At 54.8% G+C, this 25,378-nt stretch carries 17 protein-coding genes; all 17 read left to right on the top strand.

Going from position 1 to position 25,378, the window contains the following annotated elements:
* Positions 1–4: 4 nt before the first annotated feature.
* The 17 genes from FMF02_RS12930 to FMF02_RS12850 all read left to right on the top strand — a co-directional run bounded on the left by FMF02_RS12930 (position 5) and on the right by FMF02_RS12850 (position 25,376).
* Complete coding sequence (locus FMF02_RS12930) at positions 5–1,693, top strand: RagB/SusD family nutrient uptake outer membrane protein (protein WP_141413432.1); 1,689 nt, start codon at positions 5–7, stop codon at positions 1,691–1,693.
* Between the two features lie 50 nt (positions 1,694–1,743).
* Positions 1,744–3,264: a BACON domain-containing protein gene (locus FMF02_RS12925; RefSeq protein ID WP_162502316.1), complete on the top strand. Its 1,521-nt coding sequence runs from the start codon at positions 1,744–1,746 to the stop codon at positions 3,262–3,264.
* Positions 3,265–3,276: 12 nt separating this feature from the next.
* Positions 3,277–4,764, top strand: coding sequence for a BACON domain-containing protein (locus FMF02_RS12920; RefSeq protein WP_141413430.1), 1,488 nt, complete (start codon positions 3,277–3,279; stop codon positions 4,762–4,764).
* Positions 4,765–4,781: 17 nt separating this feature from the next.
* Positions 4,782–5,861 (top strand): DUF4971 domain-containing protein, encoded by a 1,080-nt coding sequence (locus tag FMF02_RS12915; protein ID WP_162502315.1) that lies wholly within the window; start codon positions 4,782–4,784, stop codon positions 5,859–5,861.
* 5 nt (positions 5,862–5,866) lie between these two features.
* The gene (locus FMF02_RS12910) at positions 5,867–6,700 is read left to right on the top strand and encodes a glycoside hydrolase family 16 protein (protein WP_162502314.1); all 834 of its coding nucleotides are present in this window, start codon (positions 5,867–5,869) and stop codon (positions 6,698–6,700) included.
* Between the two features lie 15 nt (positions 6,701–6,715).
* Positions 6,716–8,335: a beta-N-acetylhexosaminidase gene (locus FMF02_RS12905; RefSeq protein WP_244611584.1), complete on the top strand. Its 1,620-nt coding sequence runs from the start codon at positions 6,716–6,718 to the stop codon at positions 8,333–8,335.
* A 29-nt stretch (positions 8,336–8,364) separates the two neighbouring features.
* Positions 8,365–9,333 (top strand): DUF6528 family protein, encoded by a 969-nt coding sequence (locus FMF02_RS12900; protein WP_141413427.1) that lies wholly within the window; start codon positions 8,365–8,367, stop codon positions 9,331–9,333.
* 18 nt (positions 9,334–9,351) lie between these two features.
* Entirely contained in the window at positions 9,352–10,503 is a 1,152-nt protein-coding gene (locus FMF02_RS12895) for a metallophosphoesterase (RefSeq protein ID WP_141413426.1), read from the top strand.
* A 6-nt stretch (positions 10,504–10,509) separates the two neighbouring features.
* Positions 10,510–12,555 (top strand): hypothetical protein, encoded by a 2,046-nt coding sequence (locus FMF02_RS12890; protein ID WP_141413425.1) that lies wholly within the window; start codon positions 10,510–10,512, stop codon positions 12,553–12,555.
* Entirely contained in the window at positions 12,555–15,029 is a 2,475-nt protein-coding gene (locus tag FMF02_RS12885) for a beta-glucosidase (RefSeq protein ID WP_179952766.1), read from the top strand. Before FMF02_RS12890 ends, FMF02_RS12885 begins: the two co-directional genes overlap by 1 nt.
* 148 nt (positions 15,030–15,177) lie before the next feature.
* On the top strand, positions 15,178–16,890 hold the full coding sequence (locus FMF02_RS12880; RefSeq protein ID WP_141413424.1) for a glycoside hydrolase family 16 protein: 1,713 nt from the start codon (positions 15,178–15,180) through the stop codon (positions 16,888–16,890).
* Between the two features lie 111 nt (positions 16,891–17,001).
* Entirely contained in the window at positions 17,002–20,115 is a 3,114-nt protein-coding gene (locus FMF02_RS12875; protein WP_141413423.1) for a glycoside hydrolase family 2 TIM barrel-domain containing protein, read from the top strand.
* 227 nt (positions 20,116–20,342) lie between these two features.
* Positions 20,343–20,942 (top strand): RteC domain-containing protein, encoded by a 600-nt coding sequence (locus FMF02_RS12870; protein WP_141413422.1) that lies wholly within the window; start codon positions 20,343–20,345, stop codon positions 20,940–20,942.
* 224 nt (positions 20,943–21,166) lie between these two features.
* On the top strand, positions 21,167–21,346 hold the full coding sequence (locus FMF02_RS12865) for a hypothetical protein (RefSeq protein WP_141413421.1): 180 nt from the start codon (positions 21,167–21,169) through the stop codon (positions 21,344–21,346).
* A gap of 9 nt (positions 21,347–21,355) precedes the next feature.
* On the top strand, positions 21,356–22,186 hold the full coding sequence (locus FMF02_RS12860) for a DUF4906 domain-containing protein (RefSeq protein ID WP_141413420.1): 831 nt from the start codon (positions 21,356–21,358) through the stop codon (positions 22,184–22,186).
* Positions 22,187–22,335: 149 nt separating this feature from the next.
* A complete protein-coding gene (locus tag FMF02_RS12855; protein ID WP_244611583.1) occupies positions 22,336–24,807 on the top strand; it encodes a DUF4906 domain-containing protein in 2,472 nt (823 codons plus the stop codon).
* A gap of 14 nt (positions 24,808–24,821) precedes the next feature.
* Positions 24,822–25,376 (top strand): DUF3575 domain-containing protein, encoded by a 555-nt coding sequence (locus FMF02_RS12850; protein ID WP_141413419.1) that lies wholly within the window; start codon positions 24,822–24,824, stop codon positions 25,374–25,376.
* Positions 25,377–25,378 lie beyond the last annotated feature (2 nt).

Below are 25,378 nucleotides of genomic sequence, written 5' to 3'. Positions count from 1 at the left end.
CAGGATGAAAACATATCGAATCATAACGACCTTGTTGAGTGCTGCCGTTTTCGTTTCGTGCAATTACCTCGACTTCGACGAAACGAACGGACTCAATACGCACGACAATATCTATAAGTATTTCGACAATACTAAGCAAATGCTCACCAACGTCTATTCGTACATCCCTCAGGATTTCGGGGCGGTCGAAGAGGCGATGCGCGACTGCGCCTCGGACGATGCCGAATTCGGCAATACCGGAGGCGGAGTGCAGGATTTCAACAATGGCAACTGGTCGGCGCTCAAAACGCACGATACCGCTTGGTCGCTCTATAACGGCATCCGTGCGGCGAACGAATTCATCGCTTCGATCGCCGATGTGGACTTTTCCCGTTTCGAGTACGGACCGAGTTATCCGAACTGGGAACGGCAGCTCCGCTATTTCCCCTATGAGGCTCGGATGCTGCGGGCGTTCTATTTCTTCGAACTGGCCCGGCGTTATGGCGACATCGCCATGCCGACCCGGATGCTGACCATCGAGGAGGCCAATACGATCGGCAAGACGTCGTTCGACGAAGTGATCGGGTTCATTGTCGCCGAATGCGATGCATGTGCCGCCGACGGCAACCTGCCCAATACGTATGTCGGCGAGCCGGGTAACGAGACGGGACGTATCACCCGGGGCTTCGCACTCGCACTCAAATCCAAGGCACTGCTCTATGCGGCGAGCGAGCTGCACAATCCTTCGATGGATGTCGAGCGTTGGAAACGTTCGGCGAAGGCAGCGCTGGATCTGATCGAGACGGGTCTCTATTCACTCGATCCGGCGGATAAAAGCAATAACATCACTTCGCCGGAGGTCGTCCTGCTGCGTATGAACAGCGATGACAACACGTTCGAACTTCGCAACTTCCCGATCCGCTTTACCGAAGGCCGCCGAACGACTGCCGCCACGGGGACTTTCCCGACGCAGGAATTGGTCGATGCCTTCCAGACGAAGAACGGCTATCCGGTGACTTTGGGCGTGAACGGCTGGCAGTGCGACGACCCGCAGTTCAATGCTCAAACTCCGTATGCAAATCGGGATCTTCGTTTCGCCCGGACCATTCTCGCAAACGGCAGTCAGTTCAAGGGCTCGATGATCGAAACTTATGTCGGCGGCAGTGATTATGCGTCGATTGCCGAGGGTGGTTCGCCCACGGGGTATTTTCTGCGCAAATATATTCAGGAATCCACGGATCTCAATCCCAACACGCCGGTTTCCAACAAACACCATTGGATCGTTTACCGTTATGCCGAGACGCTGCTGACCTATGCCGAGTCGATGGTCGAGGCGTTTGGCGACCCGGATTACACGGATGAAACCTATCCGTATTCGGCCCGGTGGGCGATCAATCAGGTGCGTGCCAATGTCGGAATGCCCGATATTACCGTCACCGGCAAGACCGACTTCATTGCCGCGCTCCGCAACGAGTGGCGCGTGGAGTTCGCTTTCGAGGATCACCGGTTCTGGGACGTTCGCCGTTGGAAGATCGGCGACGCGACCCAGCGCCGCATCCACGGCGTGGAGATTACCCGCACGGGGAGCGAGTATACGTTCCGTCGGAAAGTCTGCGAACAGCGGACATGGGCCGACCGGATGTATCTCTATCCGATCCCCCAGTCGGAACTCTACAAAAATCCGAATCTCGCTCCGCAAAATACGGGCTGGTAACGGACCCCAAGCAAAACAGTACGAAAAAAATCAAACAACCTATTACGATTATGAAAATTCGAAAATTCATGCAGTCATTCCGGTTAATGACCGTTATCGCAGCTGCGGCAGGGTTCGTCGCCTGCCAGGAAAATACGGTGGATACGCAGGGCGAAATCCTGCCGAAACTCGCTACGGACGCCCAAAATACGTATGTCGCTGATCCGACATTGCCCGAGAACATTACTTTCAATGTCAGTTCCAATACTCCATGGCGAATTACGGTTGATTGCGGCGAGGGTTTCGCCGAGCGTCCGTGGTGTTCGGTTTCGCCTTCGTTGAGTGCTGTAAGTTCGCTGGTCGAGGTGGTTACGATCAAAATGAAAGACAATCCGACTTATGAGAGCCGAACGGCCGCTATTACGATCGAGGCAGACGGAATTGCCGAGCCGACGGTTATTACGGTCAGACAGACCGGTCAGGGCAATCTGACGCTTTCGGAGCTGCAACCCCGGGAGGAAATTTCAAAAGATGGCGGTTCTGCATCCTTTACCGTGGTTTCCAACCGCGACTGGACAGCCGAGTCGGACCAGAAATGGCTGACGCTGGACAAGTCATCCGGTACTGCGTCGGACGACCCCATAACGGTAACTGTAACGGCTTCTGTCAGCGACGGTTTGCGTCGTACTGCGGTGGTGACGGTGAGAACCGATCTCGAAACCGAAACTATCGAAGTCGTACAAGAGGGATGGAGAATGGAGTTCCGCCCATTGGAAAACCCCGAAACGGAGCTGTTTTTCGGATATGCGGGTGACACGAAAACCTACTATGTAGACGCCAATGTCGAGTGGACCGTATCTTCGGAGAATGCATATGCCGTGGTTGAAAAAATCGACGAGGAGTCGTTCTCGGTGAAACTTCCTTTTGCCCGGGCTTTTGCGGATGAGGAAATCGCGATTGTGCTGAAGGCGGCGGCTGAAAATTCGCCGATTGAGACACAGACCATGACCGTTACGCAGGAGACGGCCGTTACCCCTGAAAGCGGGCAATTGGACGGCAATACGCTGACCGCAACCGCTGGCAATGCGCGTGTCAAGAGCAAAGGCGAGTACAAGTACGGTGAGTTTATCTGGAAATTCTCCGAAGTAAATCTCGAATCGGGTTATTTCTCGATCAACAATTGGGCCGGTAGTGTGTATCTGATGCTGCGTTTCGGCAACAACGATCATCAGCTGTCGGCAGGAGGTGAGCTTACGGTTAACGGACAAAAGGTTTGCTTCGGTTTTGACAACGGTTGGGGCGGACTTTGGAATGACACCAAGCAGTTTACCGACGGCTCGTATCCCACGGATGTCGCGGAGCTCCGGTCGCTCCGTTTGCGGATCGAACCGACCGAAAGAAGCGGCACCCAGCAGAACAAGACTCTTTCGAGAAAGGTCTGGATCAATGACGTGCTGGTACTCGACAACAGTACTAATGTCGGCGATGTATGGCAGGAAGGCAGCACGCAAGCCGGATTCAATTATCTTTTCGGCATCGAGTCCGGCACCGGTACGATGACGATCGAATCGTTCGAGTATAAGCCTCTCTAAAATGTATCTGGCATGAAACTCCTATTTCGAAAATCTTACGGTCGGAGCGTCTTCGCGGCGCTTCCGGCCTTGCTGACAATGCTGTTCGCAGTGGCATGTCAGGACGACGAATCACAGAAATGGGTCGATTTGCGCTATAAGGCGGAGGATGCCTACATCCTTGAAGCGACCGCACCCAGTCCGATCCGATTGCAGGTGAAATCGACCGATCCGTGGAGAGTCTATGGACTGCACGACGATTGGTGTACGATTACTCCCGCTGAAGGAACATCCGGTGAAATTTTCGATGTCGAAGTCCGCTATTCGGACAATTCGGCCCTCGACGACCGGATCGATACGCTGATTATCCGAAGCGATTATTGGATCGGTAAATGGATTCAGGTCCGACAGAAAGGAATCGCTTATCTCGATCTGGAAGATGCAGATAACGTCGAATTGCTTCAGACCGGCAGTTCGGGTAGTTTTAAGATCCGTTCGAATCAGGATTGGAGCGTGCGTCTTGGCGAGAATGCCTCGTGGCTGAATGTTTCGTCGGATTTGGCTGGTTCAGGCGATGGTGAGATCGCCTTTTCTGCCGGTGAAAATAAAGGCGAACGGAGGTATGCTGATCTTGTGATTTGCGACCGCCACGGCGAAACGGTACATGTAGTAACCGTAGCACAAGTCGGCGTACAACTTGATCCGGCGGAAACATTAATTAAAACCGATTATACGGCGAAAACATATAGTCTTGATGTTGTTTCCAATGCTTCATGGACTGTTTCACGTGAAGACGAACAGCAGGAGTGGTTCTCGTTTGAGAAAACCTCGTTCGAAGGCTCGGATAAACTGGTTATTACGATCGGTGAAAATCCGAACACCTCGATCCGCAATGCGACGATTATCCTCCGGACAATCAAGGCGGAAGGCGTAACGCAGGTCGAAAAGCGCATTGTTCTCCGCCAGGCGAACGATCCCGTTCCGGAACATTACGAGTTCAACAGCGGGGAACAGACCAAATGGTCGGTGAATCAGGGAACTGCTTCATTTGCCGACGGCGACGTTACTTTCTCGCCGGGTCGATTGCTGCGCTATGAGTTCTGTACGGGAAATTACAAGATTCGTATCAAGAAATGGGATGCGACGGCAGTGTCGACGCTTTATTTCTGCAACGGCGATTTTGAAATCCGCTGGCATCTGAATGCCGGAAAGAAAACAACGGATATATCGGTGCGTAACGCCAATAGTACAGCCGTGCATAAAAATATTGCATTCGACCCTTCCACGCCTCATGAAATCGGATTGCGGATGTCGGAAACTGTTGACGGATACACGCGTTACGAATGGCTGCTCGACGGAGTGGCGTTCAATTCCTATGCCGCCGACGGGTCGGACGGAGGATCGAGCAAGATTAAGTTCGGCAGTAAATATTCCGTATTCCTCGGATGCTCGTCCGGAACGGTGACCTATGATTGGTGGGAGTATGCGATTCCCTATGAGTATTTCGATTGGGATGATTGATGAACCTAAGAATTAGAATGAATATGAAAATAAATGCTTTATTGCTCGGTGCATTGTCTGTTCTGACGGCAGCTTGCTCTTCGGACAGTCCCGGAGAGCCGGCGGATGATGCACTGCTGAAATCGTTTGTTCTGACGATCGGTGAGTTGAATTATCATGCCGACATCGATCCGGACGACCATACGGCTCGTATCGGGGAGATTCAGTACGGCGGACAGATAAGCGGAGTGGATTACCGGCTGGCCGAAGGGGCCACTATCGCACCCGATCCCAAGTCGCTTGTGGGCGAATGGCCCGAAAGTCAGGAGTTCGCTGTCTCCAAAGAGGGGCGTTCCGAGAATTACACCGTATATCTTTCGGCTTATGTCGCCAAATGGCCCGAAGCTGAGAATGAAATTATTTTCTACGATGATTTCGATCAGGCAGACGGGTTGGATTACGATAGTTGGTCACATGTTCCGTATGGTACGGCAGCCTGGCAGATTTATATGTCGGGCAGTCCGGATCAGGCTTATGTCAAGGATGGCAAGCTAATTCTTACCATCGAGAAGAAAGACGGCAAGGTCGTTTCGGGCGGTATCAAGACTCAGGGCAAGAAATGGTTTAACAACTGTCGGATCGAGGTTTGTGCTCGTTTTGTCGAAGATGCAGGCAGCATAGGTCAGGCAATCTGGCTAATGCCGGAGCCTGCGTACCAGATCTACCCGGGATGGCCTCATGGCGGAGAGATCGATATTATGGAACACAGTTATCTGAACGATTATGTTCAGCAGACGCTTCATTCCCATTATATTGATATTCATCAGGAAACACCGTCCGGGAAAGCTGCTTATGCGGGTTACAACAAGGGAACGTTCAATGTATATTCGGCGGATTTGACCGATGAAGAGATCGTGTTCTACACGAATGACAAGGAGACGATGCGTTATGCGAATCAGCATTTTCCGAACGAGTCGGAGTTGATGCAGTGGCCTTTCCGAGGGCAGTATTATCTGATACTCTCGATAGGTGCGGCCGGGCGTAGTGAGGTTCAGGATGCAGATATCCCGTCGTTTATGGAGATCGATTGGGTTCGTGTGACCAGACTCGGCAACTGATGCGGATGAAAACTCAACTGTTTTTCGGGGCGCTTGCATATTCGCTTTCTTTACTTTCGACGGAAGTACAGGCCGGAACGCCGGCTTGTACTTCGTTGAAAGAGAGGTCTGCGGAACGGGATGAAGTCGTTGTCTTTTCGGAAGATTTCGATCAAAAGTCGCGCATCCCTGATTCTGAATACTGGAGTTTTATTCCCGCCGGTGCGCCTGCCTGGCAGAAACATATGTCAGAGAGTGTCAGGGAGGCCAGTGTCAAGAAGGGAAAACTGATCCTGCGGGCACGGAAGAAAAACGGGATTTACAGATGCGGCGGTATATGGAGTTTGGGGAAGATCGCTTTTGGTCCGGGACATCGGATCGAAGTCGGAGCACGGTTCGGCCGACTGGCGCCAGGAGCCTGGCCCGCCATTTGGCTGATGCCGGAAAAACCGATATATCCGGGGTGGCCCGCCTGTGGGGAGATTGATATTATGGAACATCTGAATTGCGATGATTTCGTTTATCAGACCGTGCACAGCCACTTTATCCATCATCATACTGCTGCGGGACCGTCCGGCGATCAGCGGACTCCCAAGATCGACATCAAGGCGTTTCATCGCTATGCGGTCGAGATTTCCGACGACGCTCTGGTGTTTTATATCGACGACGTAGAAACGTTTCGCCATATGAACCTGCATCTCCTGGATGAACGGCAAAGAATGCAGTGGCCGTTTAAGACTCGTTATTATTTGATTCTCAATCTTGCACTCGGCGGTTGGGCCGGAGAAATCGAGGATGCCAAATTGCCGGTCGAAATGGAAGTGGACTATGTGCGGGTGACTAAACTTTCCGAGGAATAATCAAATATCGAACGAATGACTCTGATAAAAAGATTTATTACACTTATTGGCATTTGTTGTCTGTATCCGGTCGTCGGTCGGCCGGGAACATTCGACATTGTTCCATGTCCGCTCTCCGTCGAACGGGGTGTCGGCGTATTTCGGCTGAAAGCCGGAGCCGTTGTATCGGCCCCCGACTCTTTGCTCGGGGCCGCCCGGCTTTTTTCGGAAATGGCAGCTCCGATTCTCGGAGGAAAACTCGCTCTCGAATCCCATGCTGCGGCCCCTGCGTTGTCGCTTGCGGGCGATTCTTCGCTGGCCAGGGAGGAATACGTGCTTGATGTTACCCGTCGGGGTATCGAACTGCGGGGCGGTTCCGTAAGCGCTGTCCTGTACGGACTGCAAAGTTTGCGGCAACTGGCGTTCGAAAACCGAGGAACGATTCCCGTTGTACGGATTCACGACAAACCGTTTTTCGCCTATCGCGGAGCCATGCTCGACGTCTGCCGCCATTTTTCACCCATTGGCGAGGTCAAGCGGTTTATCGACATCCTTGCCTTGCACAAACTCAATGTCTTTCATTGGCATTTGACCGACGATCAGGGTTGGCGGATCGAGATTCGCCGTTACCCGGCTCTGACCCAAACCGGTTCCGTACGCCGCGGGACGGTTGTCGGCGACCATCGGACCTCTTCCGAGTATACGGACGAACCGTACGGCGGCTACTATACGCAGGACGAGATCCGCGAAGTCGTGGCCTATGCGGCCGAACGGGGTATTATGGTGATTCCCGAAATCGAGATGCCCGGTCATGCCGTGGCGGCATTGGCGGCTTATCCCTGGCTCGGGTGCACCGGAGGTCCTTATGAAGTGATGCGGACGTGGGGCGTGAGCGAGGACGTTCTGTGCATCGGCAAAGAGTCGACGCTCGGATTCCTGAAGGATGTGCTGACCGAAGTTCTCGAACTCTTTCCGTCGGAATATATTCACATCGGCGGGGATGAATCGCCGCGCAAACGCTGGAAATCGTGTCCGTTCTGTCAGGAACGTATCCGTCGGGAGGGGCTGCGGAACGAGGCCGAACTGCAAAGTTATCTGGTCCGCCGGATCGAGGAATGGCTCCGTGACCGCGGCCGCCGTCTGATCGGCTGGGACGAGATTCTCGAAGGCGGCGTATCGCAGGACGCTACCGTCATGTCGTGGCGCGGGACCCGTGGCGGCATCGAGGCGGCGCGACACGGCAATCGGGTCGTCATGGTTCCCTGCGATTACTTCTATTTCGATTACTATCAGACGCATGATCCGGCACGGGTCGAACGGGAAACGGTCGCCACGGGACGACCCGACGACGTTCCGCACGTAACCGTACGCCGGGCATACGAATTTTCGCCTTACGAAGGTCTCGACGGCGGTCAGCGACAGTGCATACTGGGCGTGCAGGGAAATATATGGCGGGAATATATGGTCGATTTCCGACAGGTCGAGCATATGCTGTTGCCCCGTTTGGCTGCGCTTGCCGAAGTGGCGTGGAGTTGCGATCGACGTGATTTTCCCGATTTTTCCCGTCGGCTGTTTCGCCTGAAGGAGTTGTACGATCAGGAAGGATACCGTTATGCCCCTTATTTTTTCAACGGAACCGATACCGTTCCGCAGTGACATGAATCATTAATAGCCAAACTGAAAAAATGAATAAATCGATTTTTATAATTGCAGTCAGCCTGCTGTTTGCGGTCGGAACCGCAGTCGGGCGGCCGGCACCCGATAAAAAGACGCGGTACATCGTTCTGGCCGAGCAGGCCCGGCATTATGTGGCGATCGCCGATGCTGCGACGCAGCGGATCGTATGGACGTGGGATGTTTCGAAATCCGGACTCCCTGCCGAACACCGGAACTGGTTCAACTGCCCGACGGAGATCAAGCCCGTCTACGGCGGGTTGTGTATTCTCGTCGTCTCGAACGGCGGTATCGGACTGATCCGCATCGCTGACCACCGGATGATCTGGTATGCCGCCAGCGGCGGCGGATTTCCGCATTCGGCCGAAGTATTGCCCGACGGCAACGTCGCTGTGGCATGCAGCACCAGCAACACGCCGGCGGGCGACAAACTCAAGATCTACCGGGTGGACTACGACCGTTTCCCGGCAACCGAGGCCGTCGCAGTCTATCCGCTCAAGTCGGGCCATAACGTCGTCTGGGACCGGAAGAACAAGGTGTTGTGGGCAACGGCCTACACGACGCTCAATGCCTATGCCTACGGACTGAAGGAGGGAGTTCCCGCCCTGACGCTTCGCGAATCGCTTCCGCTGCCCGACGGCGGCGCGGATCCGCACGATCTGTTCCCGGCTTACGGCGAGCGTAAATTGTGGCTGACGACTTCCGAACGGCTCTATAAGTTCGATCCGAAACGCAAACGCTTCGACGAGGTCGCCGTAGCCGATGAGCTTCGACACCTGAAGAGCGCCTCGTCGGGCCCTTCCGGCTATCCGACCATCGTGCTGCGGCCGACCGAACAGTGGTGGTCCAATGCACTGGTCGCCATTGACGGAGCTCCCGTATACACGGGCCCCGAATATTTCAAGATTTACAAAGGCCGGTGGCTGTTGGACAATACGTTCAGTTATCCGAAAAATCATCGGCTTCCGGCAAAACGATAACCGAAATATCCGCATCGAATGAAAAAATTGATGATGTCGCTGATCGCAGGATGGGCGGTGCTGACCCTTTTTGCGCAAGTGCGGCACAGCGAGCCGCAGATTCCCGTACGGCCGACGCTCGAAGAGGAGGGGTCGTTCTCCATGATTCTGATACCCGACCCGCAGAGCCAGATCAAATTCGCCGCCAACCAGCCGCTGTTCGAACTGATGACGGCGTGGGTCGCTCAAAATATCGATCGTCTGCGAATTCGGGCCGCGCTGTTCACCGGTGACATGGTGGAACAGAACGATCAGCTTACGGGCGGCGATCCCGCGCACTTCCACAACGGCGACCAGACGTCGCGGCAGCAATGGAGTGCCGTTTCACGGGCCTTGGAACGGCTGGACGGCCGGATTCCCTATATCGTTTGTCAAGGGAATCACGACGTGGGCTACGTTGCGGCGGAAAATCGCCTTTCGATGATGCCGCAGTACATCTATCCCGAACGCAATACCGAGATCGTCGCGCATCTGGCCGCTGTCGGCCTCAATCACGAAAATGTTCATACGCTGGAGAATGCCGCCTATGAATTCCATGATGCGGCGTGGGGCGATCTGCTGGTGATCGCTTTCGAATTCGCGCCCCGCGACGAGGCGCTCGACTGGGCGCGCGGTCTGATCGAGTCGGAAAAATACCGCAACCACCGGGTAATCGTCCTGACCCATTCGTTTCTCGATACGGACGGCAGTCGCAAAAAAGGCGAGGGCTACAAACTTACGCCCCGAAACTGGCCGCAGGCCGTTTGGGAGAAACTGGTCTATCCTTCGAAGAACATTTGTCTGGTGCTCTGCGGCCATACGGGGACTCCTCCGAAGATCGACATGGAGAGCGGTGCCGACGGAGTTGCCGGGATCGATTACCGGACGACTTCGGCCTATCGCGTGGACCGGGCGGCCGACGGGCGCCGGATTCCCCAGATGATGTTCAACTCGCAGGCCGGCGACGGCGGCTGGTTCGGCAACGGCGGCGACTGCTGGCTGCGGATTTTAGAGTTCAGGCCCGACGGACGGACGATTGGCGTGCGGACCTTTTCGCCGTTGTTCGCCCTGTCGCGCATCACGGCGCGGAATGCCTGGCGGACGGCCGATTACGACCGGTTCGATATACGGATCGACGATTTGAAAAAGTAAAAAATGATGAATAGTAGACTTTTAGCATGTTGTCTGCTCGTTCTGGCCGTCGTACCGGCATACGGACAGCGCTGGCAGATCGGAACCGATCAGCGTCATATCGTTTGGCGGCCCGGAGCCGATCTTCCGCATGAGGACTGTGTGGAGATGACCGGCGAGACGACTTCCCTCGTTTTGCGGTGGGGTGTCGACGAGCGGGGCGCATTCTGCGAAGAGCGCTCCCTGGTCTTTCCCTTGCTGCGTACCGTTCCGAACGATACGCATGCCAGCCTCGTGTTCCGTATGGCGACCGACATACCGTCATTGCTGAGCGTGGACGGCTTCGCCCTGCAGTCGGAAACGGTGGAACAGGTGCGGTTCGACGGGGTGATGGAGGTGCGCAGCGCGTGGCGAACAGGGCGGTCGAAACTGGGATTGGTGTCGGACTATGCTTCCGAACCTGCCGTGACGATGACCCGGACTATTTTTCCTTCCCGGACCCTGCCGTTGACGTGCGAGCGTTATGTGCTGCGCAACGGCAGCCCGAACCGCACGCGTACGATCTATATCCCGGAATATATGCAGACGTTCGAAACCGATCCTGCGAAAGGCGTGGAGGGCAGTTACGTCCTGCGGACCGATATTTCGGGCAGCGGACGTTTCGAGGTCGCGCCCGGCGATTCGGTGGTTTTCGATGCGGTGTTTCAGGCATACCGCAAAGGTGAAAATCCCCGACGTCCGGACGTCGCCGCGGAGCTGGCTGCGCGCCGTGCGTTCATACGGGAGGACATCGGGCACAGCCTTGTGCTCGAAACGCCCGATTCGGTGCTGAATACGGCGTTCCACTTTTCCAAGCTCCGGGCCGCCGAAAGCATCATCCGAACGCGGGGCGGATATATGCACGCTCCCGGCGGCGAGGTTTTCTATGCGGCGGTCTGGACCAACGACCAGTGCGAATACGTGATTCCGTTCTTCCCTTTTCTGGGTTATGCGACGGCCAATAAATCGGCCATCAACACATTCCGCCACTACGCCCGTTTCATGAATGCCGGCTATCGGCCTCTGCCCAGTTCGATCATCGCCGAGGGTACGGACATCTGGAACGGGGCGGGAGACCGCGGCGATGCGGCGATGTGTGCGAACGGGGCGGCCCGTTACGCCCTTGCGCGTGCCGACCGCACCGAAGCTGAAGAGTTATGGCCGTTCGTCGAATGGTGTCTGGAGTATTGTCGTCGCAACCGGACCGCCGACGGGGTCGTGGCGTCGGATTCCGACGAACTGGAAGGGCGTTTCCCTGTCGGCCGGACCAATCTGGCCACCTCCTCGCTCTATTACGACGCGTTGTTGTCGGCTGCTGCACTGGGCCGGGAAATCGGAGTGAAACCGTCGCAGACGAACGCCTATTTGCGTCAGGCCCGGGAGCTGGCCGCGGCCATCGAACGGTTTTTCGGCCGTGACGTGGCCGGTTATCATGCCTACCGCTATTCGGAAATCAACGATAAACTGCGAGCCTGGATCTGCATGCCCCTCGTCGTCGGTCTTTCCGAACGCCGCGAGGGGACGGTTGCCGCGCTGCTCGGTCCCGAACTCCGTACGGAGGACGGCCTGCTGACGGAGCAGGGCGACTCGGTTTTCTGGGATCGCTCGACGCTCCATGCCCTGCGGGGTATTTTCCGGGCAGGCTATGCCGATAAGGCGGGCGATTTTTTGCATCGTTTTACAGCTCGGCGCCTTACGGGCGATCATGTCCCCTATTTTATCGAAGCATGGCCCGAAGGCTCCGGTTCGATGCGGCAGCTTTCTGCCGAGAGCGGCCTCTACTGCCGTATTTTTACCGAAGGATTGTTCGGCATTCGTCCGACGGGATTCAGATCTTTTGAGATGACTCCTTCGTTGCCGGCCGCTTGGGATCGTGCGGCCTTGCGCCATATACGGGCTTTCGGGAGCGATTTCGCCCTCGAAATCGAGCGTGTCGCGTCCGACAGGCTCCGCGTCACGCTTCGCCGGCAGGATAAGAACCCGCAAATCCATATCCTGAAGTCCGGCATGACACTTCGTATTTCGCTTAAATAATGTTTCATATGATTGTAAGGAAAATTTTCAGTTTATTGTCCCTCGTCCTCTCATGCGCAGCGATGGGGCAGACGATTACACCCGAAATAGAAAAGCGTGCCGTTGAGTTGGTTGCGCAAATGACACTCGAAGAAAAACTTGCCTATATCGGTGGCTACAACGGTTTTTTTATTCGGCCCATTCCCCGGTTGGGGATTCCGGAGATACGCATGGCCGATGGCCCCCAGGGGGTTCGCAACGACACTCACAGTACGATGTATCCATGCGGTATCGCGGCTGCCGCGACATGGAACCGGGAATTGGCCCGGACTTACGGCCATTCGCTCGGTCAGGACGCCCGGGCACGGGGTGTCCATATCATGCTTGGCCCCGGGGTGAATATCTATCGCTCGCCGCTTTGTGGACGCAATTACGAATATTATGGCGAGGATCCCTTTCTGACGTCCGAAACGGCCGTGGCGTATATCGAAGGTATGCAGGCGGCCGGTGTAATGGCGACGATCAAGCATTTTTGCGGCAATAATCAGGAGTGGAACCGTCATAACGTTTCTTCCGATATTGATGAGCGGACGCTTCACGAAATCTACCTGCCGGCGTTTCGCAAAGCTGTACAGAAAGCCCGAGTCGGCGCTGTGATGTCGAGCTATAATCCGGTTAACAGCATACATACCACCGAAAGCCGCGAACTGATTATCGGCGTACTGCGGGAAAAGTGGAATTTTAAGGGTATCTACATGTCCGACTGGACTGCGACCTATTCAACTGTCGGAGCAGCCAATAACGGTTTGGACCTTGAGATGTCGTGGGGCCAGTTCATGAATCCGGATAAATTGCGTGTGGCCTTGGCGACGGGAACTGTGACGGAGGAGACGATCGATGAAAAATGCCGTCATATCGTGCAGACGCTCATAGCTTTCGGGTTCTTCGATCGGGAGCAGCGGGATTGGTCGATCCCCGAAAAAAATCCCGTCTCTTCGGAAACGGCGCTCGCCGTGGCGCGCGAAGCCGTAGTATTGCTTAAAAACGATGGCGATATGCTGCCTTTCTCTCGAAAGATACGGAATGTGGTTGTGATGGGGCCCAATGCGACCAATATCCCTACGGGCGGAGGCAGCGGATTTGTTATGCCCTTTGAAACCGTATCTGTGGCAGAGGGGATTCGCAATGCAGATAAGCGCATCCGCATGAAGGTATTGGCACCTGAACTGTCTGTGGATTTAACGGCTCGGGGGTGTTTCTTTACGCCGGATGGCAAACCCGGATTGCGAGGGGAATTTTTCGCCAATCCGAAACTTGAAGGGAACGCCGTCGGAACGGTCGATGCCACTGCAATCGACTTTTTCTGGCAGAATGCTCCGATGGAGGGTGTGCCTGCTACGCAGTTCTCGGCACGTTGGACGGGAACGTTCATTCCGTCGGTTACGGGGCAGGCAGTCTTTCAGATCAGCGGTGATGACGGTTACCGACTTTATATCGACGATCGGGAGATTATTGCCGATTGGTACGACCATTTTATCACAATGAAGCGCGCATCGGTGGATGTCGAGGCGGGCAAAAGCTACAAGGTGCGTTTGGAATATTACAATGCCTGGGATTCCGGGACTCTCCGGATGTGCAGCGCTTGTCATTCGCCTATTTTACCGCAGCAGGAGATCGAATCGGCTGATGCCGTCATCTACTGTGCCGGCTTCGACTCTTCGACCGAAGGCGAGAATTGCGATCGTCCGTTCTCGCTGCCGCAACAGCAGTTGAAGGAGATTGCCGAAGCGGCGATGCTCAATCCTAATCTGATTGTGGTGGTCAATGCCGGCGGCGGGGTTGATTTCACACCAATAGTCGATAAGGCGCGTGCCGTGCTTATGGCCTGGTATCCGGGACAAGAAGGCGGTCGTGCGATTGCCGAGATCCTGACCGGTCGGATCAATCCCAGCGGGCGTCTTCCGATTACGGTAGAGCGTCGGGCGGAGGATAATCCGACGTTTGACAGCTATCGTGCGAACGTTGCTCAGGTTTACAACAGCCCGCTGCGAGTCAGTTATGACGAAGGCGTTTTCGTTGGATACAGAGGATACGATCGGGCGGGCACCGAACCGATGTACCCGTTCGGCTACGGACTCTCCTATACGACTTTCGATTATGCGAATCTGAAGATGGAACGACTGGATGACGGGAATGTCGTGGTATCATTCGAGGTGACGAATACTGGTCGTTTCGCTGGTTCCGAGGTGGCGCAACTTTATGTTGGTGATGAGGTGGCCAGTGTTCCTCGCCCTGAAAAAGAGTTGAAGGGATATGAAAAGGTGCGGCTCGAACCCGGTGAAACGAAAAGTGTGGAGATTCGTCTGTCACCGGACGCCTTTGCTTTTTACGATATGAACCGCCATGATTTCGTGGTCGAACCGGGTGATTTCACGATTTCGGTCGGCGCTTCATCGCGGGATATTCGATTGAGCGAAAAGATTCGGATCGACTGATTGACAGCCTTACCCTTTTCTGTATCTCCAGCAGGAATTTGTAATGTTATCATTAAATAAGTTTTACATAATCTGATTTACTGCGGGTTTGGAAGATGGTCCTGAGCAGATATTTTTTGTCGAGTACTAACCGAATGGTTGATTGATTATGAAAACACGTTTTGGTATTCCGCTTTTTTTATTGATTGTAAGTTGTAGTTCGGATCCGACTGTCATGTCCGATGACTTTGTTGCAAGTCAATGTTATGACTTGACTGGTGATCCGACAACCGTGGGAATGCATTATCTGGAGTTTGCTGATGGTGGTGCCCCTTTTACCGAGGGTTTCTATTATGGTGGAGCGGAAAAAACATATAAAGTCCATGCCAATATTCCGTGGAAAGTTTCGACTAATCGCCGGGAAGCCGTAATTACAATCGTCGATAATGAGACATTTAAAGTAAAATTGCCCAAATCAATTGCTTGTGCGCCAAGGACACTTACGGTTACACTTTCTCCTTCAACAGAGATTTCAGAGGTGAGCCCGAAAACTTTCAGCACCGTGTGGGGATCTCCCGTTTGGAGTGGGGGTGATGGTTGGAGCCTTGACAGCGAAACGGGTTCGGCAACACTCACGATAAATAATGCGGCTGGTCGTCTTTTTTCTATTGATAAATATAAATACGGTTATTTCGAATGGACATTTTCGAACGTGAATATTTCTCAAGGGGATTTGTCTATTGTCGGCGGTAAGATAAATACTAATAATGAGCCTTATCTTATGTTCTCATACGGCAACAAAAATGCATACACAGCCTATGGTATGGTCAACAACCCGACAAAAATTTATTTTGGGAATGATAACGGTTGGCTTCCGCTCTATACAGCGATCTTCCAAGCAGGGTATCCGACTATCAATAATCTTAAAAAAATCCGGTTAATGATTACGCCATACGATGGAAAGGGTGGAAACTATGCTAAAGGCATTAGACGGCGTATTTGGATCAATGATGTATTGGTAATTGATGATTGGAATGGAGGTGATATTTGGCAAGGGACTCATGATGGGTTACCATACGATTTTGGTATTGATTCCGGTACTGGCATGATAACTTGCAATACGTTTGTCGCCGATCCTAATTATTGGAATTATTCCATACCCTCGGAGACCGAAAACGAAATTATTTTCTACGATGATTTCGATCAGGCAGACGGGTTGGATTACGATAGTTGGTCACATGTTCCGTATGGTACGGCAGCCTGGCAGATTTATATGTCGGGCAGTCCGGATCAGGCTTATGTCAAGGATGGCAAGCTGATTCTTACCATCGAGAAGAAAGAGGGCCAGGTCGTTTCGGGCGGTATCAAGACTCAGGGCAAGAAATGGTTTAACAACTGTCGGATCGAGGTTTGTGCTCGTTTTGTCGAAGATGCAGGCAGCATAGGTCAGGCAATCTGGCTAATGCCGGAGCCTGCGTACCAGATCTACCCGGGATGGCCTCATGGCGGAGAGATCGATATTATGGAACACAGTTATCTGAACGATTATGTTCAGCAGACGCTTCATTCCCATTATATTGATATTCATCAGGAAACACCGTCCGGGAAAGCTGCTTATGCGGGTTACAACAAGAGAACGTTCAATGTATATTCGGCGGATTTGACCGATGAAGAGATCGTGTTCTACACGAATGACAAGGAGACGATGCGTTATGCGAATCAGCATTTTCCGAACGAGTCGGAGTTGATGCAGTGGCCTTTCCGAGGGCAGTATTATCTGATACTCTCGATAGGTGCGGCAGGGCGTAGTGAGGTTCAGGATGCAGATATCCCGTCGTTTATGGAGGTCGATTGGGTTCGTGTGACCAGACTCGGCAACTGATGCGGATGAAAACTCAACTGTTTCTTCGAGGATAGGTGTGTTTTTAGGGTCACCTTCTTTTAGGTAAGGTAATTTTCTGCTTTGATTGTTTTCTTATTAATTATATAAATAATGAAAAAAGCTATCTTTTTTATTCTACTTTTTGCAGCTGCCGCAAATCTTTCAGCCCAGACTTTTACGGAATGGCACGACGCCGCGGTCAACGAGATCAACCGGCAGCAGATGCACGCCACCTTCTTCGCCTACGAATCCGCAGACGCCGCCCGGAGGGGCGACCCGCACGCCTCCGAACGCTTCCTCGACCTCGACGGGACGTGGAAATTCTCGTGGGTGCGCAACGCCGAGGAGCGTCCCACGGACTTCTTCCGTCCCGGCTTCAACGACGGCGCATGGGGCGAGATGCCCGTTCCGGGGCTCTGGGAGCTGAACGGCTACGGCGATCCGCAATACCTCAATATCGGCTACCCGTGGCGCGAGCAATTTGAAAACAATCCGCCCGAGGTGCCCACGGCCGAAAACCACGTCGGCTCCTACCGCCGCGAGATCGAAATTCCGGCCTCGTGGTCGGACAAACAGGTCATCGCCCATTTCGGGTCCGTCACCTCGAACATCTACCTGTGGGTCAACGGACGGTTCGTCGGTTACAGCGAGGATTCGAAACTCGAGGCCGAATTCGACATCACACGTTTCGTAAAGCCCGGCAAGAACCTCTTCGCCTTTCAGGTCTTCCGCTGGTGCGACGGCACCTACCTCGAGGATCAGGATTTCTTCCGCCTCTCGGGTGTGGGCCGCGACTGCTACCTCTATGCCCGTGAAAAGCGCCATATCGCCGATGTGCGGCTCGATGCGGCCCTCTCGGAGAGTTACACCCGCGGAACGCTCGGTGTGGAACTGACACTGCCTGCGGCGGCCAAAGGCTGTACGGCGGAGGTGACGCTCACGGCTCCCGACGGCAAAGCCGTAGCTTCCGAAACGGTGAAGATCGCCGACACGACAGCCCGTCTGACGCTCGACGCCGGGACGGTCCAGCCGTGGTCGGCGGAGATTCCCGCGCTTTACGACGTGCTGGTGACGCTCAGCGAGCCGGGCGGCCGGAAGATCGAAGCCATCCCCCTGCACACGGGTTTCCGTGAGGTGAAGATCGAGGGCGGACAGCTGCTGGTGAACGGACAGCCCGTGCTTATCAAAGGCGCCAACCGCCACGAAATGGACCCCGACGGCGGGTATGTCGTCTCGGAAGAGCGGATGATCGAGGACATCCGCATCCTCAAGGAGAACAATTTCAACGCTGTGCGCACGTGCCACTACCCGGACGACGCCCGCTGGTACGCGCTCTGCGACCGCTACGGACTCTATCTGGTGGCCGAGGCCAACCTCGAATCGCACGGCATGGGCTACGACGAAAAGACGCTGGCCAAGAATCCCGCCTACGCCCAGGCGCATCTGGAACGCAACATCCGCAACGTGCGGCGCAACATCAACCACCCGTCGGTCATCATCTGGTCGCTGGGCAACGAAGCGGGCGACGGCCCCAATTTCGACGCCTGCTACGACTGGGTGAAGGCTTACGACCCCTCGCGGCCGGTCCATTACGAACGTGCGGTCTACAACAACGGCGGCCGCAACACGGACATCGTATGTCCGATGTACTGGGACTACGACCAGTGCGAAAAATACCTCCGGAACAATCCCCGGAAGCCGCTGATCCAGTGCGAATACGCGCATGCGATGGGCAATTCGCTGGGCGGATTCGGCGAATACTGGGCGCTGATCCGCCAATATCCGCACTATCAGGGCGGATTCATCTGGGACTTCGTGGACCAGTCGCTGCGCAAAACGGGTAAAAACGGCGCCATGATCTACGGCTACGGCGGCGACTGGAATCCCTACGACGCCTCGGATTGGAATTTCTGCGACAACGGGCTGATCTCGCCCGACCGCGTTCCGAATCCCCACATGCACGAGGCCCGCTACTGGCAGCAGCCCGTGTGGACCACGCTCGGCGCAGACCGGCGCACGCTGACGGTTTTCAATGAAAACTTCTTCCGACCGCTCGACAACTGCTACCTGCGCTGGACGGTGCTCCGCGACGGGGACCCCGTGCGCAGCGGCATCGTCACCGACCTGCGCGTCGCCCCGCAGCAAACCGCCGCCGTCGTGCTGCCGCTCGACCCCGAAACGCTCCCCGCCGACGGAGAACTGCTGCTCAACGTCGAATACCGGCTCAAAGACGCCGAACCGCTGCTCGCACCCGATCACCGCATGGCCTACCAGCAGTTCACGCTGCGTGCGGCCGCACCCGAGCCGCTCGCCGTCGCCGAACGCATGGCCGACCGCCACAATCCGATCGGCACGCTCACGGTCCGCGACGACGACCGCAACTACCTGATCGTCGAAAGCCCCGCCGCACGCATCGACTTCCGCCGCGCCGACGGGCTCATCACCCGCTACGAAGCCAACGGCATGCGCCTGCTCGACGCAGGGGCCGTCGTGGAGCCGAATTTCTGGCGCGCGCCGACGGACAACGACTTCGGGGCGAAGCTCAACGAGAAGAACCGCGCATGGGCCGATCCGGGGCTGACGCTGGTGTCGCTCGACCACACGCTCTCGGACGGCGTGGCCGTCGTCACGGCCCGCTACGACCTCCAACGTGTGACCGGACGGCTGGAGATCGAATACCGCATCGACAACGCCGGGGAGATCCTGATCCGTCAGATGCTGCACGCCGCTGCGGACAAGGGCGAACCCGACCTGCTGCGCTTCGGCATGCGGATGCGCATGCCCGCCGCCTACGACCGCATCGACTACTACGGCCGCGGGCCGTGGGAGAACTACGCCGACCGCAAGGACGGAGCACTCGTGGGCCGCTACCGGCAGACCGTGGACGAGCAGTTCTACCCCTACATCCGTCCGCAGGAGACCGGAACCAAGAGCGACGTGCGCCGCTGGCGGCAGCACGACATCGCAGGCCGCGGCGTGGAGATCACGGCCTCGGAGCCCTTCTCGGCCTCGGCCCTGCACTATGCGCAGGAGGCGCTGGACGAAGGGCTGACCAAGCAGCAGGGACACTCGCAGGAGATCGAGCCCGACGACGCCGTATGGCTCTGCATCGACAAGGCGCAGTACGGTCTGGGGTGCGTCGATTCCTGGGGACGACTCCCACTCCGGAAATACCGCCTGCCCTACGGAAATTACGAATTCGAATTCAAAATAAGACCGTTATAAAAGAAGATATTATCTGCGTTCATTGCAATAATACTCCTCCGGACTATTGTGAACAACCAAAAATGAGATAATTTTTCTGTTATTAATAGCCCGCATTTATGATGCGGGCTTTTTTATATTGGTTGTCAAAGTAGCTTTATAGGCTTGAGTCCATGTTTAATATTATTTCGATGGCATTTTCATAATTAGTGTCAACGATTATAAATCAGTCTGTAACTTTTTCAATTATGAAAACGCTTATCGACACCCGTATATATGCGTTGCTATCCCATAATGAATCGAATCTATTAGAATTAACTCAAGCTTACAAAGAATTTATAGAGATGATGACTGAAATGATCGCTAATTGCAACGACCGGGATGAAATATTGAGAATACTGCATTACGGCCGGATTGAATTTGACGTATTATCTCATCCTATGTTCAATCAGTATGCAGATAATGTCTTAAGGACGACCTTTATTTATAAAGTTATGTATATTCTCGACTGCGAAATTAATATTGTCAGTAATAGTATGAAATATGCCTCGGGACATGACTACTCGTCTCCGTTATCCTGCCAGGATGGTGAATTGCTATGGATTGGAACGCAGCAGGAATTGCTGGAACTTGCTGTTGCCATTCATAAAAGCGGGGTTATCATGCTCGGTGACCGAAAGGCTCGCTTTATCGAAATTGTTCGTGCGTTGGCCGATATATTCCATATAACGATCAACGATGTCTACGTAAAGAAAACCAAGCTGCTCGACCGCTGTACGGCAGTGACTCCCTTTTTGGATAAATTGAAGAAAGCCTACGAGCAGGTCGTTGAAAGACACTTGGGATAGAGAGTGCGGAGGCCTGTCAAGGACGAGAGAATCAGAAAGTTTTTCTCCGTTTGCGAAATTTTAACAGGTTATTTTTCAGTTGATTATATTTTCATACTTTATAAAAAACTTTTTGATTTTTCCCGAGAGGCATCCGGAAAAGTGTATTTTTCAGTGATTTTGTATTATACATTTGCAGCAGAAAGCGATGCATAGTGCATCACTGCATTCAAAATCCAAATAACATGAAAAACATCCTTTTTGCTGTTGCAGTCTTCGCTGCCACATTCGTTTCCTGCAACAAGGAGACCGAAGTCGTATCTTCACCCAGCTCTTTCACCGATGGGGCACGTATCGCACTTACTCTTACCAATGATGCCGACACCCGCTCCTTCTTCGATTCGACAGCCTCGGCCGAGGCATGAGAGTCTTCGTTGTCGTCACTGTCGATCTTCGTCTTCGATAATGCCGACAACTTCATTATCCGCCGGGAGTTAACATCCAGCGAGCTGGCCGCGAAATCTGCGACATTCTCCCTGCCCAAATCTCTTGCCAGCACCCCCTGTTCATTCTACGCCGTAGCGAACTACGATGCCTCGTCGGCCAAGACCCGGGCGGCCCTTACGTCCCTCGTGGAGAAGTCGACTGCCGACTATAACGGCACCTTCGCCGAGGTATCCACCTCAGCCAAACGTTCGGGCGGCTTCGTGATGTCGGGCATGAAATCGCAGACCGTCGGCGCCGTGAACTCCACGACCAATGTCGGCATCACGCTCAAACGCACTGTCGCTAAAGTAGCTCTTCAGACGACCATCGACCCGTCGTTTGCCGACAAGTATGCCGGGTCGCTTACGATCAACTCCGTGAAGCTGTCGCGTGCCGCCTCGCAGTCGCTCGTCGTGGCCGGAACGCCGACACCCGGGGCCATGACCTTCAGCCACACGCAGACTCCCGCCACGGCTTCGGGAAAGATGAACAGCCTGTTCTACATCTTCGAAAACGGCACATTGACCTCCGGCAACCGCATCCTGCTGGAAATTAACGCCACATACGATTCGGACGGCAGCACCTCGACTACGGATGACCGCTCGGAGGTGACCTATTCGGTCGAGTTGACGGGCAAGGCCGCGGGCGAGATTCTCCGAAACGGCTACTACCGTGTCGCGGCCAATATCACGGGTCTCGTAGGTCAGGATTGCACCGTGACAATCACCGTCGCCGACTGGGAGACTCCCGTAACGCAGAATGTCGATCTCGGAGCATAATCCGAATTGTTGCACCGGGTTCCGCTCTGTCTTTCGGGCGGGACCCTTTTTCTTGACACAAGATGAAGCGATTTCTTTATAGCTTATTGCTCCCGCTGAGCATTCTGTGCAGCTGCATCTATGAGGATGAACCGGATTGCTGCCGCCCGATGAAAATTCGGGTCGAAATATCGGTTCGTCCCGACCGGATGATTACCGTGTCCCGTGCGGACGAAGCAACGATTCGGGACCTGAACTTCTACCTCTGCGACGATAACGGCCAGATCGTCCTGCACCGTTACCAGACCTCTGCGACGCTGCGCTTCGAGTGTCTGCCCGGCGACTACCGGATGCGTATCGCCGCCAACCTGGGCCGCGATCTGGGCGATAGTCCGGCATCGGAGGATTTCATCGTCACGCATGCCGACGAGTATGATGTGCTTCCGATGTCCTATGAAAGCGACGTTACGATAAGTCCTTCGCCCGGTGGTGTGCTGACCCTGCCGACTGTCGAAGTCCGGCGCTGCGTCGCGAAAGTCTCTTATGCGATTGCCGTCGAGCCCGCAGATATCGAACTGCGGTCCGTACAACTGCTCTCGGTTCCCCGGTCCACATTCCTGTTCGATGCGGCCGCGCCCTCGGAGAATCCTGATGACTATAAAGATTGTCTCGAGGTGGAACTTGCGGGACGGCAGGCCGAGGGCGACTGTTATCTGCTGCCCAACATGCAGGGTACGGTATCGTCGATTACCGACCAGCGACAAAAGAACCCCGAAAATGCTCCGGCGAATGCTTCGTATCTACTGATCCGCGCCGTGCGCGGGGCGAAAGTACTGGCCTATTACGTCTACTTGGGCGGTAACAACACTTCGGATTTCAATGTCCGGGCGAACGTTCATTACCGGCTCAACATCTCGATTTTAGGCGATAAGGAGGTGGACACCCGCGTCTCTTCCTATACCCTGCGTGTCCGGGATGATTTCGACGATTACAATTACGGCGGTTACTGTCTTTTGGACGGCACGCGCTATCTCTACATCGACGTGGATAGTCCCGATGACACGGCCCCGACCCGAGGACGGCTGGAGGTTCTTTCAGGCGATCTGAACTGGTTTGCTTTCAATTACGGCGATAAGGGTGCCGTCCATGATTTCGATCTGTTCGATTCCTCCGGCGAGAACGCCTACGAAATGGAGTATTACACGCCGGTTTACACACCGGAAAATTCGCTTCTGTCTTACCGCATCACGCTGACCGATGCCCTGGGATTCACGCAAAGCTACGACTTTACGCACCGCATGGCCAATGCCGCCATCTTTCATACCGACGGCGGAGGAAGCGTCCGGGTCAAGGGGGCGCTCCATGTCGAAACGGAGTCCGAAAGTCCGGAAGAACAGATCGTGGCGCTCTGCATGGAAAACTGCACGCTCACGGCCGTTCCCGACGCAGGCTATACGTTCGACGGCTGGTACGACGGTCCGCAGGAGTACGGTCATCTGCTTTCGACCGAGCAGATCTATGAGTACGTTCCACTCGGGCCGCTTCGACATATCTACGCCGTATTTATGCCCGCCGAAATACAACTCGACGTGCTCAATACCGCCAACTGTTACATCGCGCCGGAACTTTTGCGCGACTATTCGTTCGATGCTACGGTGCAGGGCAACGGCTGCGCGACGCTCAACATTGCGCCGCAACGGCTTTCGGGAGCCTATGCACGGTTGATCTGGGAGACCGGGACGCAGGCCAACAGCGTGATCTCCTCGCTGGGCTATGACGGCAGCCGCATCCGTTTCCGTACCGGGACGCAGCAGGGAAACGCGCTGATCGGACTGTTCGACACCTGGGGTGAATGCGTTTGGTCATGGCACATCTGGGTTACGGACTACAATCCCGAGTCGTCATCGCAGAAATACAGCTCCGGAGACATCTTCATGGACCGGAACCTGGGAGCCGTCGGAACCGACTATACGAAAGTCACGGCCTGCGGACTCTACTACCAGTGGGGCCGCAAGGACCCGTTCCCGTATCCGGCCTCGTTTACGAACAATGCCAGACCCGCCTCATTCATCTATCATGACGGCCACGCATACGGAACGATCCGTCCCGAAGATTATGACGCACGGGAGGTTATGAGCGTGGAATGGGCGACACAGCATCCCACGACCTTTATCCATAAGGCCGACTATGAAGTCGACGAGCCCGAAGAGGATGTTTTGGACTGGCTCTTCCGGAGTCATCACAACCTTTGGGGAAACACCACCGAACAGGGATACGACGTGAGCAAGGTCTGCCGTAAGACCATCTACGATCCCTGTCCTCCCGGATGGCGGGTTCCCGACGCCTGCGACTTCGAAGGGATCGCCATGTCGCAAACACAGCTTCCGTACTGCGTGAATATCGTATACAGCGGGACGAAAACAGTGCGCTATCCCGCGGGCGGGACGTTCGACGGCGACAGCTACTCCGGTGCCGGGACATACGGACAGGTCTATACCAATACGCCTTACTTCTGGAACTTCGACTACGGAGCGTCGTTCTTTGACGGCGTATCCTGCACCTCGATCTATCTGGCAGGAACACGCCGCACGACGAGCGAACTGCGCTGTCAGGCCAATCCCGTGCGATGTATCAAAGAATAACGAATCGTCTTCCAATGAAAAAACAAGGAATCATTCTGTTCATGCTGCTGACCGCGGCTTTGTGGGGAGCGCCCCGCAGGGCTGCGGCGCAGATCTTCGCCGTAAGGGCCAACGCCCTTGCCGCATGCGGCGCAACGCTGAACGCCGGGGCCGAAGCGGCCCTGACGGACAACTGGTCGCTGGAGCTGTCCGGCTACTGGAATCCGGTGAATACCGCATCCCTCTCGATGAACTTCCACGCCGTGCAGCTCGGCGGCCGCTACTGGTTCTACGAATCCTTCGTCGGACACTTTTTCGGACAGCATCTTACCTATGTCGGTTACGACCTCGGAAGCCGGACAAAACGATATAAGGGCAATGCCTATGGCCTCGGCGTCAGTTACGGATATGCGTGGATGCTCTCGAAACGCTGGAATATCGCCCTCGAAGCCGGCATAGGGCTGTTCCATACCGAAGACACACGCCGCGACCCGACCGTCTCTGACTGGGAGGATGAATACATCTACCGTTACCGACGCTGGACGCTGGCGCCGACAAAACTGGAAGTCTCATTCTCTTATATCTTTTAGCC

It is taken from the genome of Alistipes communis, assembly GCF_006542665.1.
Taxonomy (GTDB): domain Bacteria; phylum Bacteroidota; class Bacteroidia; order Bacteroidales; family Rikenellaceae; genus Alistipes; species Alistipes communis.
Note: the sequence above shows the minus strand (reverse complement) of the source record. Positions and strands in the feature narration are given on the sequence as shown.